This window comes from Mycobacterium paraseoulense, assembly GCF_010731655.1.
Classification (GTDB): Bacteria; Actinomycetota; Actinomycetes; order Mycobacteriales; family Mycobacteriaceae; genus Mycobacterium; species Mycobacterium paraseoulense.
In genome coordinates, this window is sequence record NZ_AP022619.1 from 809,884 (window position 1) to 824,332 (window position 14,449).

13 protein-coding genes and 2 riboswitches are annotated in these 14,449 nt (G+C 69.3%); of the genes, 12 read left to right on the plus strand and 1 reads right to left on the minus strand.

Features of this window, described 5'->3' with window-relative positions; translation table 11 throughout:
* Positions 1 to 27: 27 nt before the first annotated feature.
* The 12 genes from G6N51_RS03410 (at position 28) to gcvP (ending at position 13,542) form a co-directional block, all read left to right on the plus strand.
* Positions 28 to 1,671: an acetolactate synthase gene (locus G6N51_RS03410; protein WP_083174325.1), complete on the plus strand. Its 1,644-nt coding sequence runs from the start codon at positions 28 to 30 to the stop codon at positions 1,669 to 1,671.
* A gap of 63 nt (positions 1,672 to 1,734) precedes the next feature.
* Positions 1,735 to 4,059, plus strand: coding sequence for an accessory Sec system translocase SecA2 (gene secA2, locus G6N51_RS03415; RefSeq protein ID WP_083174328.1), 2,325 nt, complete (start codon positions 1,735 to 1,737; stop codon positions 4,057 to 4,059).
* A gap of 74 nt (positions 4,060 to 4,133) precedes the next feature.
* Positions 4,134 to 4,763 (plus strand): CDP-alcohol phosphatidyltransferase family protein, encoded by a 630-nt coding sequence (locus G6N51_RS03420; protein WP_083174331.1) that lies wholly within the window; start codon positions 4,134 to 4,136, stop codon positions 4,761 to 4,763.
* A complete protein-coding gene (locus G6N51_RS03425; protein ID WP_083174334.1) occupies positions 4,756 to 5,682 on the plus strand; it encodes a DUF881 domain-containing protein in 927 nt (308 codons plus the stop codon). The genes G6N51_RS03420 and G6N51_RS03425 overlap by 8 nt, the downstream gene beginning before the upstream one ends.
* Before the next feature lie 58 nt (positions 5,683 to 5,740).
* Positions 5,741 to 6,073: a small basic family protein gene (locus G6N51_RS03430; protein ID WP_007170008.1), complete on the plus strand. Its 333-nt coding sequence runs from the start codon at positions 5,741 to 5,743 to the stop codon at positions 6,071 to 6,073.
* Between the two features lie 66 nt (positions 6,074 to 6,139).
* Positions 6,140 to 6,979: a DUF881 domain-containing protein gene (locus tag G6N51_RS03435; RefSeq protein WP_083174337.1), complete on the plus strand. Its 840-nt coding sequence runs from the start codon at positions 6,140 to 6,142 to the stop codon at positions 6,977 to 6,979.
* 28 nt (positions 6,980 to 7,007) lie between these two features.
* Positions 7,008 to 7,406 (plus strand): glycine cleavage system protein GcvH, encoded by a 399-nt coding sequence (gene gcvH, locus G6N51_RS03440; RefSeq protein WP_083174340.1) that lies wholly within the window; start codon positions 7,008 to 7,010, stop codon positions 7,404 to 7,406.
* Between the two features lie 262 nt (positions 7,407 to 7,668).
* Entirely contained in the window at positions 7,669 to 8,130 is a 462-nt protein-coding gene (garA, locus tag G6N51_RS03445) for a glycogen accumulation regulator GarA (RefSeq protein WP_276042445.1), read from the plus strand.
* Complete coding sequence (gene ftsR, locus G6N51_RS03450) at positions 8,130 to 8,885, plus strand: transcriptional regulator FtsR (protein ID WP_083174343.1); 756 nt, start codon at positions 8,130 to 8,132, stop codon at positions 8,883 to 8,885. The genes garA and ftsR overlap by 1 nt, the downstream gene beginning before the upstream one ends.
* A 105-nt stretch (positions 8,886 to 8,990) precedes the next feature.
* Positions 8,991 to 9,485, plus strand: a complete 495-nt coding sequence (locus G6N51_RS03455; RefSeq protein WP_083174345.1) for a bifunctional nuclease family protein — start codon at positions 8,991 to 8,993, stop codon at positions 9,483 to 9,485.
* Between the two features lie 305 nt (positions 9,486 to 9,790).
* On the plus strand, positions 9,791 to 10,396 hold the full coding sequence (locus G6N51_RS03460; protein ID WP_083174348.1) for a MerR family transcriptional regulator: 606 nt from the start codon (positions 9,791 to 9,793) through the stop codon (positions 10,394 to 10,396).
* Positions 10,397 to 10,437: 41 nt separating this feature from the next.
* A riboswitch (glycine riboswitch) is annotated at positions 10,438 to 10,535 on the plus strand.
* 2 nt (positions 10,536 to 10,537) lie between these two features.
* Positions 10,538 to 10,663, plus strand: a riboswitch (glycine riboswitch).
* 44 nt (positions 10,664 to 10,707) lie between these two features.
* Positions 10,708 to 13,542 carry an aminomethyl-transferring glycine dehydrogenase gene (gene gcvP, locus G6N51_RS03465; protein ID WP_163750633.1) on the plus strand — a complete coding sequence of 945 codons (2,835 nt, stop codon included), beginning with the start codon at positions 10,708 to 10,710 and terminating at the stop codon, positions 13,540 to 13,542.
* 24 nt (positions 13,543 to 13,566) lie between these two features.
* Here gcvP and G6N51_RS03470 read toward each other — a convergent pair whose 3' ends face one another.
* A complete protein-coding gene (locus G6N51_RS03470) occupies positions 13,567 to 14,427 on the minus strand; it encodes a haloalkane dehalogenase (protein ID WP_083174353.1) in 861 nt (286 codons plus the stop codon).
* Positions 14,428 to 14,449 lie beyond the last annotated feature (22 nt).

Here is a 14,449-nt window from a genome sequence, read left to right on the forward strand (position 1 = left end):
CCGGACGGATCTGGATAGGCTGCGGTTATGAGCACCGACGCCATCCCCACCCAAACATTGCACGCCGGCCGGCTCATCGCGCGGCGCCTGCGCGCCAGCGGTGTCGACACCATCTTCACGTTGTCCGGCGGCCACCTGTTCTCCGTTTACGACGGCTGCCGCGAGGAGGGCGTCCGGCTGATCGACACCCGCCACGAGCAGACCGCGACCTTCGCCGCCGAAGGGTGGTCGAAAGTGACGCGGGTGCCCGGCGTCGCCGCGCTCACCGCGGGGCCGGGCGTCACCAACGGGATGAGCGCGATGGCGGCCGCACAGCAGAACCAGTCGCCCCTGGTCGTGCTCGGCGGCCGCGCGCCGGCGGGGCGGTGGGGCATGGGCTCGCTGCAGGAGATCGACCACGTGCCGTTCGTGGCGCCGCTGGCCCGCTTCGCCGCCACGGCACAGTCGGCCGAGGATTCCGGCCGGCTCGTCGACGAGGCGCTGCGGGCGGCGGTCGGTCCCCCCTCCGGCGTCGGGTTCGTCGACTTCCCCATGGATCACGTGTTTTCGACGTCCGAGGATGACGCCCGCCCCGGGGCGCTCGCCGACCTGCCGCCGGGACCCGCGCCCGACGGCGCCGCGCTCGGCAGGGCCGCGGCCCTGCTGTCCGCGGCGAAGCGGCCGGTGATCATGGCGGGCACCAACGTCTGGTGGGGACACGGGGAGGCGGCCCTGCTGCGCCTCGCCGAGGAACTGCGGATCCCGGTGCTGATGAACGGGATGGCCCGCGGCGCGGTGCCCGCCGATCACCCGTTGGCGTTCTCCCGGGTGCGGGGAAAAGCGTTGGGGGAGGCCGATGTTGCGCTCATCGTAGGCGTGCCCATGGACTTCCGGCTCGGCTTCGGCGCGGTGTTCGGGCCGCAAACCCGGCTCATCGTGGCGGACCGGGTCCAACCCGAGCGCAAACATCCGCGCCCCGTCGAGGCGGAGCTCTACGGCGACCTGTTGTCGGTACTGGCGGCGCTGGCCGCCGGCGGCGCGGCCGATCACCAGGACTGGATCGACGAACTGCGCACGGCCGAAACGGCGGCGCGCGGCAAGGAAAAGGCCGAGCTGGCCGACGACCGTGTCCCGCTGCACCCCATGCGGGTGTACGCGGAGCTCGCGCCGATGCTGGACCGCGACGCCATCGTCGTCATCGACGCCGGTGACTTCGGCTCCTACGCCGGACGGGTGATCGACAGCTACCTGCCGGGCTGCTGGCTGGACAGCGGCCCCTTCGGCTGCCTGGGCTCGGGCCCCGGCTACGCCCTGGCCGCCAAGCTGGCCCGTCCGGACCGTCAGGTCGTGCTGTTGCAGGGCGACGGCGCGTTCGGCTTCAGCGGCATGGAGTGGGACACCCTGGTCCGGCACAACGTGCCCGTCGTCTCGGTGATCGGCAACAACGGCATCTGGGGGCTGGAAAAGCACCCCATGGAGGCGCTGTACGGCTACTCGGTGGCCGCCGAGCTGCGCCCGGGAACGCGCTACGACGAGGTGGTGCGCGCCCTCGGCGGCCACGGAGAGCTGGTCTCCGCCCCGGCCGAGCTGCGCCCCGCGCTGGAACGCGCCTTCACCAGCGGCCTGCCCTCCGTCGTCAATGTCCTGACCGACCCCAGCGTCGCCTACCCGCGCCGCTCCAACTTGGCCTGAGGGCCCCGCGGGCGGCGTGTCGCGCCCCGCGGCGTCGTCCCACGGTTCGCGTACCGTTGACCTGTGCCAAAGACCACCCGCGCGCAACCCGGCCGCCTGAGCAGCCGATTTTGGCGGCTGCTCGGCGCCAGCACCGAAAAGAACCGCAGCCGGTCCCTCGTCCAGGTCACCGAGTCGTCCGAATACGACGAGGAAGCCGCCGGCCTCAACGACGAGCAGTTGCGCAAGGCCGCCGGGCTGCTCAATCTCGACGACCTCGCCGAGTCCGATGACATTCCGCAGTTCCTCGCCATCGCGAGGGAGGCGGCCGAACGCGCGACCACGCTCCGCCCGTTCGACGTGCAGCTGCTCGGGGCGCTGCGCATGCTCGCCGGCGACGTGATCGAAATGGCCACCGGTGAGGGCAAGACGCTCTCCGGGGCGATCGCGGCGGCCGGATACGCCCTGGCGGGTCGGCACGTCCATGTGGTGACCATCAACGATTACCTGGCCCGCCGCGACGCGGAATGGATGGGCCCGCTCATCGAGGCGATGGGGCTGACCGTCGGCTGGATCACGGCCGAGTCCACGAGCGAGGAGCGCCGGGCCGCCTACGGCTGCGACGTCACCTACGCCTCGGTCAACGAGATCGGCTTCGACGTGCTGCGCGATCAGCTGGTGACCGACGTCGACGACCTGGTCTCGCCCAACCCCGACGTGGCCCTGATCGACGAGGCCGACTCGGTGCTGGTCGACGAGGCGCTGGTGCCGCTCGTCCTGGCCGGCACCACGCACCGCGAGACACCGCGGCTGGAGATCATCAAGCTGGTCGGTGAACTGGAGGCCGGCACGGACTACGACACGGACTCCGACAGCCGCAACGTCCACCTGACCGACGTCGGCGCGCGAAAGGTGGAGAAGGCGCTCGGCGGCATCGATCTGTACTCCGAGGAGCACGTCGGCACCACCCTGACCGAGGTCAACGTGGCGCTGCATGCGCACGTGCTGTTGCATCGCGACGTGCACTACATCGTGCGGGACGACGCGGTGCATCTGATCAACTCCTCCCGCGGGCGCATCGCGCAGCTGCAGCGCTGGCCGGACGGCCTGCAGGCCGCCGTCGAGGCCAAGGAGGGGATCGAGACCACCGAAACCGGCGAGGTGCTCGACACCATCACGGTGCAGGCGCTGATCAACCGCTACGAAACGGTGTGCGGGATGACCGGCACCGCGCTGGCCGCCGGTGAACAGCTGCGCCAGTTCTACAAGCTCGGGGTTTCCCCAATTCCACCGAACAAGCCCAACATTCGCGAGGACGAGTCCGACCGCGTCTACATCACCGCGGCCGCCAAGAACGACGCGATCGTCGCCCACATCGCCGAGGTGCACGAGACCGGGCAGCCGGTACTGGTCGGCACCCGCGACGTGGCCGAATCGGAGGAACTGCACGAACGGCTGCTGCGCCGCGGTGTGCCCGCCGTGGTGCTCAACGCCAAGAACGACGCCGAGGAGGCGGAGGTCATCGCCGAGGCCGGCAAATACGGCGTCGTCACCGTGTCGACCCAGATGGCGGGGCGCGGCACCGACATCCGGCTCGGCGGCTCCGACGAGGCCGACCACGATCGGGTCGCCGAACTCGGCGGGCTGCACGTGGTCGGCACCGGACGGCATCACACCGAGCGGCTGGACAACCAGCTGCGCGGGCGCGCCGGACGCCAGGGCGACCCCGGCTCGTCGGTGTTCTTCTCGAGTTGGGAAGACGACGTGGTGGCGGCCAACCTCGACGACAACAAGCTGCCCATGGAAACCGACGAGGACGGCCGGATCGTCAGCCCCAAGGCGGCCGGGCTGCTCGACCACGCCCAGCGCGTCGCCGAGGGCCGGATGCTCGACGTGCACGCCAACACCTGGCGCTACAACCAGTTGATCGCCCAGCAGCGCGCCATCATCGTCGATCGTCGAAACACGTTGCTGCGCACCGCAACCGCGCGCGAGGAGCTCGCCGAACTGGCGCCCAAGCGGTACAAGGAGCTGTCCAAAGACATCTCCGAGGATCGCCTGGAGACCATCTGCCGGCAGATCATGCTGTATCACCTCGACCGCGGCTGGGCCGATCATCTGGCTTACCTGGCCGACATCCGGGAAAGCATCCACCTGCGTGCGCTGGGCCGGCAGAACCCGCTGGACGAATTCCACCGGCTGGCGGTCGACGCGTTCGCGTCGCTGGCCGCGGACGCGATCGAGGCTGCGCAGCAGACGTTCGAGACCGCCAACGTCCTGGAAGAGGAACAGGGCCTGGATCTGTCCAAGCTGGCCCGGCCGACGTCGACGTGGACCTACATGGTCAACGACAACCCGCTGTCGGACGACACGCTTTCCACGCTGAGCCTGCCCGGGGTCTTCCGCTAGATCGCCGGCGATTGCCCGACTGCGCCGCGGTCCGCGCTGCGGGCCGCATCGTCGTCGGGCTAAGGTCACGGCTTATGGAGCCGGCGCTTCCGCCCAACCGGGTGCTGACGGTGCCCAACGCGCTGAGCGCCCTCCGCTTGGTGCTGATCGCAGTGTTCACCTACGCCCTGCTGGGCGCGCACGCCAACGGTTGGGCGGTCGGGATCTTGATGTTCAGCGGCGCGTCCGACTGGGCCGACGGCAAGATCGCCCGGCTGCTCAACCAGTCCTCGCGGCTGGGTGTGCTGCTCGACCCGGCGGTCGACCGCCTCTACATGGTCTGCGTTCCGGTCGTGATGGCGATGAGCGGGATCGTGCCGTGGTGGTTCGTCGCCGTCCTGCTGGCCCGCGACGGCGTGCTGGCCGCGACCCTGCCGCTGCTGTGGAGCCGGGGGCTGTCCGCGCTGCCGGTGACCTACATCGGGAAGGCCGCCACGTTCGCGTTGATGTCCGGCTTTCCGCTGGTGCTGCTGGGGACGTGGGACGCCCTGTGGAGCCGGGTCGTCGGGGCGTGCGGCTGGGCGTTCCTGATCTGGGGCATGTACGCCTACCTGTGGTCGTTCGCCCTGTACGTGGTGCAGTTGACGTTGGTGGTGCGCCGGATGCCCCGGCTCGACCACGGTGCGCGCCGGCCCCCGACACCGAAGGCGGTCGAGCGTGGCTGACGGGGACCGCCTGCTCGGCGGCTACGACCCGAACGCCGGCCGCAGCGCCCATGTGGCCTCGCGACCGAAGCTGATCCCGGTGCCCTCCCTGTTGCGCGCGCTGCTGTCCGAACACCTGGACCCCGGGTATGCCGCGGCGGCCGCCAAACGCGCCGACGCCACCCCGGATGGCGGCGCGCGCCGACGCGCCGCCGGCTGGCTGTGGCAGGCGTTGGCGGCGCTGCTGATCGCCACGGTCTTCGCCGCCGCGGTCGCCCAGGCACGCTCGGTGGCTCCCGGCGTGCGCTCCGCGCAGCAGCTTCTGCTGGGCAACGTGCGCTCGGCGGAGAAGACCGCGACCACTCTCGCCCAGCGGCGCAACGCGCTGTCCGCGCGAGTCGACGACGTGCAGCGCCGGGCGCTGGCCGACGACGCCGAAGGGCAGCGGCTGTTGGCGCGCCTCGACGCCCTCGGCCTGGCGGCGGCCAGCACGGCGGTGATCGGCCCGGGCCTGAAGGTGACCGTGACGGATCCGGGGGCCAGCCCGAACCTTTCCGACGTGTCCAAGCAACGAGTCAGCGGCAGCAGGCAGATCATCCTCGACCGGGACCTGCAGCTCGTCGTCAACTCGTTGTGGGCGAGCGGCGCCGAGGCGATTTCGGTCGGCGGCGTCCGCATCGGGCCCGACGCGACCATCCGGCAGGCCGGCGGGGCGATCCTGGTCGACAACAATCCGACCAGCAGCCCGTACACGATCCTTGCGGTGGGACCGCCACGGGCGATGCGGGACGCCTTCGACCAGAGCTCGGGCCGACAGCGACTCAAGCTGCTCGAGGCCTCCTACGGTGTCGTCGTCACCGTGGACGCCGCCGACGGGCTGACGCTCCCCGCCGGATCGATCAGGGATATCAAGTTCGCCAAACAGATTGGGCCACAGTGAGAAAAGTCCTCCTCGGCAGACGGCGCCCCGCGTGCGAGTCTCGGATGGGGAATCGAGCATGATCGGCATCGCCGCGCTGGCGATCGGCATCGTGCTCGGCCTGGTTTTCCACCCCGCGGTGCCCGAGGTCGTTCAGCCGTACCTGCCCATCGCGGTCGTCGCGGCGCTCGACGCGGTGTTCGGCGGCTTGCGCGCGTATCTGGAGCGGATCTTCGACCCCAAAGTCTTCGTGATCTCGTTCGTGTTCAACGTGTTCGTGGCCGCCCTGATCGTCTATGTGGGCGACCAATTGGGGGTGGGCACGCAGTTGTCCACGGCGATCATCGTGGTGTTGGGCATCCGCATCTTCGGAAACGCCGCCGCACTGCGGCGCCGGTTGTTCGGGGCATGACCGCGCCTGCGACGATGCAGAGCCAGTGATGAGGAGGAGCGGCGCTGTGATACCGATGGGGCCAGCATGAGCCAGGACCCGCCGGACGGCGCCGCCGAAGGCCGGGAAGCAGCAAGCCGCGCCCAGCGCGGCCGGCACGAGCTGCCGACGAACAGCCCCCGCCCGGAGATCGGGCCGGTGCGCCGCACGGGACTTTCCGGGCTGGTCCGTGGCGGCCGGTCCCGGATGGCGTTCGGGACGTTGGCGGCCCTGCTGTGTCTGCTGCTGGGCATCGCCATCGTCACGCAGGTCCGCCAGAACGAATCGGGCGACTCGCTGGAAACCGCGCGCCCCGCGGACTTGTTGGTGCTGCTGGATTCGTTGCGGCAGCGGGAGGCCACCCTCAACGCCGAAGTGAACGAATTGCAGAACACGCTGAATTCGCTGCAGGCGTCCGGCAACAACGACCAGGCCGCCATCGCGGCCGCTCAGGCCCGGCTGGCGGCGCTGTCCATCTTGGCCGGCGCGGTGGGGGCCACCGGGCCGGGCGTCACCGTCACGATCGACGACCCGGGGCCCGGGGTCGCACCGGAGGTCATGCTCGACGTGGTCAACGAACTGCGGGCCGCCGGCGCCGAGGCGATCGAGATCAACGATGCGCACCAGTCGGTGCGGGTCGGCGTGGACACCTGGGTGGTGGGCATGCCCGGCTCGCTGACCATCGACGCCAAGACGCTGTCGCCCCCGTATTCCATTCTGGCGATAGGCGATCCACCCACCCTGGCCGCGGCGATGAACATTCCGGGCGGCGCGGAGGACAGCATCAAGCGGGTCGGGGCAAGGATGTCCGTCCGGCAGGACGACCGGGTCGACGTGACCACCTTGCGACAACCAAAACCGCACCAATACGCTCAGCCCGTCAAGTGAGCAATTACCCAACAGAACAGGACTACTCGTGAGCGACATCCCACCCGACCTGCACTACACCGCCGAACACGAGTGGGTTCGCCGAAGCGGTGAGGACACTGCGCGGGTCGGGATCACCGACTTCGCCCAGTCGGCATTGGGTGATGTCGTCTTTGTCCAGCTGCCCGAGGTGGGCACCGAACTGACCGCGGGTGAATCGTTCGGAGAGGTCGAGTCGACGAAATCGGTCTCGGACCTGTACGCCCCGGTGTCGGGCACGGTGTCCGCGGTCAACGCCGACCTGGACGGCAGCCCGCAGCTGGTCAACTCCGACCCGTACGGGGCCGGGTGGTTGCTGGACGTCCAGGTGTCGGACGTCGCCGCATTGGAGTCCGCCATTTCGTCGTTGCTCGACGCCGAGGCCTACCGCGGAACACTGACCGAATGACGATTGCTAATCTGCCTGCCAGCCCCGCGCGGCGACGCGAGCGACGCGGCAGGCCGGCGGGGGGAAGGCGGGCACTCGGTCTTCCGATCGTCGGGTGGGGGGCACATCGCAGACCTATGCGCGGTACCGTCGACACATCGACACTTGAAGGCACCGGTTTCGGTAATCGGCAGTACCGGGCGGAGAAACCCAGCGAGCAGCCGGCCGAGCGGCCCGGTCAGACAACGCCACAGCGGCCAGTGAGGAGCAGCGCGTGACGGATATGGACAACGACCAGACCTCTGACGAAGTCACGGTGGAGACGACCTCGGTCTTCCGTGCCGACTTCCTCAATGAACTCGACGCCCCCGCGCAGGCGGGCACCGAGAGTGCGGTATCCGGGGTGGAAGGCCTCCCGGCGGGCTCGGCGCTGTTGGTCGTCAAGCGGGGGCCGAACGCCGGGTCGCGCTTCTTGCTCGACCAGCCCATCACGTCGGCCGGCCGGCATCCCGACAGCGACATCTTCCTCGACGACGTCACCGTCAGCCGCCGCCACGCCGAATTCAGGTTGGAAAACAACGAATTCAGCGTGGTCGATGTCGGTAGCCTTAACGGGACCTACGTCAACCGGGAGCCCGTCGACTCGGCGGTGCTCGCCAACGGCGACGAGGTGCAGATCGGCAAGTTCCGCTTGGTGTTTTTGACCGGGCCCAAGCAGGGTGAGGATGGAGGATCCGGAGGCTAGTGAGCGCACCCGATAGCCCGGCACTGGCCGGGATGTCGATCGGGACGGTCCTGGAAATGTTGCGGCCGGACTTTCCCGATGTCACGATCTCCAAGATTCGCTTCTTGGAGGCCGAGGGACTGGTCACGCCACAGCGCGCCGCGTCCGGCTATCGGAGATTCACCGCATACGACTGCGCCCGGTTGCGTTTCATCCTGACCGCGCAGCGCGAGCATTACCTGCCGCTCAAGGTCATCCGGGCACAGTTGGACGCCCAACCCGACGGGGAGCTACCGCCCTTCGGCTCGCCCTACGCGACGCCGCGCCTGGTGTCGGTGGCGGGGATCGGGGAGACCGAACCGGGCCCCGGCGCCGGATCCGATACGGCCGCGGTGGCCCCGTCGAGCATCCGGCTGAGTCGCGAAGACCTGCTGGAGCGCTCCGGGGTGGGCGACGAGCTGTTGACGGCGCTGTTGAAGGCGGGGGTGATCACCACCGGCCCGGGCGGCTTCTTCGACGAGCACGCCGTCGTCATCCTGCAATGCGCGCGGGCGCTGTCGGACTACGGGGTGGAGCCGCGGCATCTGCGCGCTTTCCGCTCGGCGGCCGACCGGCAATCGGACCTGATCGCCCAAATCGCCGGGCCGGTAGTCAAAGCCGACAAGGCCGGCGCCCGCGATCGCGCCGACGACTTGGCCCGCGAGGTGGCGGCCCTTGCCATCACCTTGCACACGTCGTTGATCAAATCCGCCGTTCGCGACGTTCTGCATCGCTGAGGACTAGACTTCGTCGATAGCTTGGTTTTCGGCGGCACAGCGAGAATTCGGCGTCGTCGTTGCGCCAAGAACCGACACGGCAGCATATGCGGAGGGCAGACACAAATGGGCGAAGTTCGTGTTGTCGGCATTCGCGTGGAGCAGCCGCAGAACCAGCCTGTCCTGTTACTGCGCGAGACCGACGGCGACCGATACCTGCCGATCTGGATCGGTCAATCCGAGGCTGCCGCCATCGCGCTCGAGCAGCAAGGGGTCGAGCCGCCCCGCCCGCTGACACACGATCTGATCAGAGATGTCATTGCCGCGCTTGGCCATTCGCTGAAAGAGGTGCGAATCGTCGACCTGCAAGAGGGCACCTTCTACGCCGATCTGGTCTTCGACCGCAACATCACCGTGTCGGCGCGACCCTCGGATTCGGTCGCCATAGCGCTGCGGGTGGGCGTTCCCATCTACGTCGAGGAGGCCGTGCTGGCCCAGGCCGGCCTGCTGATCCCCGACGAGACCGACGAAGAGGGGGGCACCACCGTCCGCGAGGACGAGGTGGAGAAGTTCAAGGAATTTCTCGACAGCGTGTCTCCCGACGATTTCAAGGCCACCTAGTCGGTTTTGCGGGCCGTTTGCCGGCCCGTCGCGCGCCGTCCGAGGGGCATGGCGGGGCGCCCCGTACGCGTACTACCCTGGACGTCGACATCACGGATCCGTCTCAACTGGCGTCGGGATGTCGACACGCCTGGCGGATAGCGCGCCCAGTTGGCCCGGCGGCGGCCATACTTTGATCACGACTTAAGGGTGCGGTAGCTATCGAACAGCGTAAGCTCTCTAGCACTCGGGCCCGAGCAAACGTGGCTGCGACGCAGCCAGTGACGCAGCTGGAAACGAAAGCGCGATCGGCGAGAGGAAGCACCGTGAGCGAGCAGCCACGCCAAGAACAGCTGGACCTAGCTGACCACGCGACCCCCGCACCGGAAGCACCCGTGCAGCCCGGGCTGTTCCCCGACGACTCCGTCCCCGACGAGCTGGTCGGCTACCGCGGCCCCAGCGCGTGCCAGATCGCCGGTATCACCTACCGCCAGCTGGACTACTGGGCGCGCACGTCGCTGGTGGTGCCGTCGATCCGCAGCGCGGCGGGCTCGGGCAGCCAGCGGCTCTACTCGTTCAAGGACATCCTGGTGCTCAAGATCGTCAAGCGGCTGCTCGACACCGGGATCTCGCTGCACAACATCAGGGTTGCTGTCGACCACCTGCGCCAGCGCGGCGTGCAGGACCTGGCCAACATCACGTTGTTCTCCGACGGCACCACGGTTTACGAATGCACGTCGGCCGAAGAGGTCGTCGACCTGCTGCAGGGCGGGCAGGGCGTGTTCGGCATCGCGGTGTCCGGCGCCATGCGGGAGCTGACCGGCGTGATCGCCGACTTCCCCGGCGAGCGGGCCGACGGGGGCGAGTCGATCGCCGCGCCGGAAGACGAGCTGGCCTCCCGGCGCAAGCACCGCGACCGCAAGATCGGCTGAGCGGACCGGCGCGGCCCGGCCGGGTAAACTGGGTCACGCATCGCACTCGTGCGGGAGAGTTTCGTGGCGGCCAGCCACGGACGCCGAAGGAGCAACACCTCTCCGCTAACCTCTCAGGCACCCGGACCGCGCGGGTTAACGATGCCTCTGGAAAGCGGTGCCGACCCCTCGCGGGTCAGCACCCGCCGATGGGGAAAGGCGCTCAGACACCAACGGGCGCCGAATCTCTCAGGCGCCCGGCGAACGGGTGAAGACAGAGGGAGAGGGCGGTAGTCCTCTGCCTTGTCGATGCCACACCCAGGAGTTCGCCAGTGCCCGATCAAGCAACTTTCGCAGCCCGCCACATCGGACCGGACGCCCAGGCCGTCGCGGCCATGCTGGCCGTCATCGGAGTCGAGTCGCTGGACGAACTCGCCGCCAAGGCCGTTCCCGCGGGCATCCTCGACAAGCTCACCGGCAGCGGCGTGGCACCGGGTCTCGACGAGTTGCCGCCGGCCGTCACCGAAACGGAGGCGCTGACCGAGTTGCGGGCGCTGGCCGAGGCCGACACGGTGGCCGTCTCGATGATCGGGCAGGGCTACTACGACACGCTCACCCCGCCCGTGCTGCTGCGCAACGTCCTGGAGAACCCCGCCTGGTACACGGCCTACACGCCGTACCAGCCCGAGATCAGCCAGGGCCGGCTGGAGGCACTGCTGAATTTCCAGACGATGGTCGCCGACCTGACCGGACTGGAGGTCGCCAATGCATCGATGCTCGACGAGGGCACCGCGGCCGCCGAGGCCATGACGCTGATGCACCGCGCGACGCGTGGCACGTCGAACCGGCTCGCCGTGGACGCGGACCTGTTCGCCCAGACGGCGGCCGTGCTGGCCACGCGGGCGCGTCCGCTGGGCATCGAGATCGTCACCGCCGACCTGCGGGATGGCATTCCCGACGGCGAATTCTTCGGCGTTCTCGCCCAGCTGCCCGGCGCCAGCGGCCGCATCACCGACTGGGCGCCCCTGGTGAAGCAGGCCCACGACCGGGGCGCGCTGGTCGCCATCGGCGCCGACCTGCTGGCGTGCACCCTGCTCACTCCGCCCGGCGACATCGGCGCCGACGTCGCGTTCGGGACGACCCAACGATTCGGTGTGCCAATGGGATTCGGCGGCCCGCACGCCGGATACCTCTCGGTGCACGCCAATCATGCCCGGCAGCTGCCGGGCCGGCTGGTCGGCGTCTCGATGGACGCCGACGGTTCCCCGGCCTACCGGCTGGCGCTGCAGACCCGCGAGCAGCACATCCGCCGGGACAAGGCGACCAGCAACATCTGCACCGCGCAGGTGCTGTTGGCGGTCATGGCCGCCATGTACGCCAGCTATCACGGCGCCGACGGACTGACCGGGATCGCCCGCCGCGTGCACGCCCACGCCGAGACCCTGGCCGCCGCGCTGGGCGACGCGCTGGTGCACGAGGAGTTCTTCGACACCGTGCTGGCTCGCGTGCCCGGACGCGCCGACGAGGTGGTGGCGGCCGCCAAGGCGCAGGGCGTCAACGTGTGGCGCGTCGACGCCGACCACGTCTCGGTGGCCTGCGACGAGGCCACCACCGACGCCCACGTCGCGGCCGTCCTGGGGGCCTTCGGCGTGTCGGCTGCCGAGCCCGTCGCCAGTGAGGTCCGGGACATCGCGACCCGCACCTCGGAGTTCCTGACCCATCCCGCGTTCACGCAGTACCGCACGGAAACGGCGATGATGCGCTACCTGCGCACCCTGGCGGACAAAGATATCGCCTTGGACCGCAGCATGATTCCGCTCGGCTCGTGCACGATGAAACTCAACGCGGCCGCCGAGATGGAACCGATCACCTGGCCGGAGTTCGCCCGCCAGCATCCGTTCGCCCCGGCGTCGGACACCCCGGGCCTGCGCCGGCTCATCAGCGACCTGGAGACCTGGCTGGTGCACATCACCGGCTACGACGCCGTCTCGCTGCAGCCCAATGCCGGCTCGCAGGGCGAATACGCGGGCCTGCTGGCCATCCACGACTACCACGCCAGCCGGGGCGAGCCGCACCGCAACATCTGCCTGATCCCGTCCAGCGCGCACGGCACCAACGCCGCGTCGGCGGCCCTGGCCGGCATGCGGGTGGTCGTGGTGGCCTGCCACGACAACGGCGACGTCGACCTGGATGACCTGCGCGCCAAGGTCGCCCAGCACGGCGACCAGTTGTCGACGCTGATGATCACCTACCCGTCCACCCACGGCGTCTACGAGCACGACATCGCCGAGATCTGCGCGGCCGTCCACGACGCCGGCGGCCAGGTGTACGTCGACGGCGCCAACCTCAACGCGCTGGTCGGCCTGGCCCGGCCGGGCAAGTTCGGCGGCGACGTCAGCCACCTGAACCTGCACAAGACGTTCTGCATCCCGCACGGCGGCGGGGGACCGGGAGTGGGGCCCGTGGCGGTGCGTGCACATCTCGCCCCGTTCCTGCCGGGACACCCGCACGCCCCCGAGTTGCCCCAGGGACACCCGGTGTCGTCGGCGCCCTACGGGTCCGCCTCGATCCTGCCGATCAGCTGGGCCTACATCAGGATGATGGGCGCCGACGGGCTGCGCGCGGCGTCGCTCACCGCGATCGCGTCGGCCAACTACATCGCCCGCCGGCTCGACGAGTACTTCCCGGTGCTCTACACCGGAGCGAACGGCATGGTCGCCCACGAATGCATCCTGGATCTGCGGCCGATCACCAAATCCACCGGCGTGACGGTCGACGACGTCGCAAAGCGCTTGGCCGACTACGGTTTTCACGCTCCCACGATGAGTTTTCCGGTGGCCGGCACGTTGATGGTGGAGCCCACCGAGAGCGAGACCCTGACCGAGGTGGACGCCTTCTGTGAGGCCATGATCGCCATTCGCGGTGAGATCGACCGGGTCGGGTCGGGGGAGTGGACGGTGGACGACAATCCGCTGCGGGGAGCGCCGCACACCGCCGAGTGCCTGCTGGTCGCCGACTGGCAGCACCCGTACACGCGCGAAGAGGCCGCCTATCCGCTGGGCAAGGACTTCCGGCCGAAGGTGTGGCCGCCCGTGCGGCGCATCGACGGCGCCTACGGCGACCGCAACCTGGTCTGCTCGTGCCCGCCGGTGGACGCCTTCGCCTGAATCCGCGTGGCCCGCGCAGGCGGGTCAGCCGAAACGCTCGACGATGGCCGCCGCAATTTGATCGGGCGCGTCCTCCTGGATGAAGTGCTTGGCCTTGGGCAGTTCGACCAGGACATGGTCGGGAAACGCGGCGCGCATGCGCGGAAGGGTGGGGCCGGGGCGGAACGCGAAGTCCTTCATCCCCCAGACGAACAGGGCGGGTTTGGCACCCAGCTTGGCCGGCACTTCCCGGGCGAGTCGCGCCAGTAGCGGGGCGGCGGCCAGGATCTGCTTGGGCATCTCCGCGACGCCTCTGCGGGCCTCGGGGCTGGGCTGCACCGCCCGGTAATGCTGCATCACCGCGTCGCTGGGTCGATGCTCGGTGCCCGCCGGGATGAGGCGTTCGACGAAGAAGTTGCGGTGCAGGATCGCGTATTGCAGCGGCGGACTGGACATCACCCGGCTGAACATCTTCGTCGTGAATTCGTCGGTGGGCCAAAACCAGGTGTTGCCGAGGATCACCCCGCGCACCCGGTCGGCACGCTCCACCGCGACCGCCATGCTGACGGGGCCGCCCCAGTCCTGGCCCATCGTCACGAAGTCGTCCAGGCCGAGATGGTCGACCAACTCGCCGACCACCCGGGCGTGCTCGTCGACCTTATAGCCGAACCCCGCGGGTCGATCGGAAAGCCCGAACCCCAGATAGTCCGGCGCGATGCAGCGGAACCGGTCACGCAGCGCGATGACGATGTTGCGGTACAGGAAGCTCCACGTCGGGTTGCCGTGGCACAGCAGGAGCGGCGGGCCGTCACCCTCGTCGATGTAGTGCATGCGTCCCTGCGAGCTGTCGAACCAGCGCGACTGGAACGGATAGAGCGTGGGGTCGGGGGTGAAATCGATGCTCATGGCGCTCCTTCGGTAGCGCTCA

Coding starts and splice junctions, on each gene's coding strand:
- G6N51_RS03410 (WP_083174325.1), top strand. CDS start 28: ATGAGCACCGACGCCATCCCCACCCAAACATTGCACGCCGGCCGGCTC.
- G6N51_RS03420 (WP_083174331.1), top strand. CDS start 4,134: ATGGAGCCGGCGCTTCCGCCCAACCGGGTGCTGACGGTGCCCAACGCG.
- G6N51_RS03430 (WP_007170008.1), top strand. CDS start 5,741: ATGATCGGCATCGCCGCGCTGGCGATCGGCATCGTGCTCGGCCTGGTT.
- G6N51_RS03435 (WP_083174337.1), top strand. CDS start 6,140: ATGAGCCAGGACCCGCCGGACGGCGCCGCCGAAGGCCGGGAAGCAGCA.
- garA (WP_276042445.1), top strand. CDS start 7,669: ATGGACAACGACCAGACCTCTGACGAAGTCACGGTGGAGACGACCTCG.
- G6N51_RS03455 (WP_083174345.1), top strand. CDS start 8,991: ATGGGCGAAGTTCGTGTTGTCGGCATTCGCGTGGAGCAGCCGCAGAAC.
- G6N51_RS03470 (WP_083174353.1), bottom strand. CDS start 14,427: ATGAGCATCGATTTCACCCCCGACCCCACGCTCTATCCGTTCCAGTCG.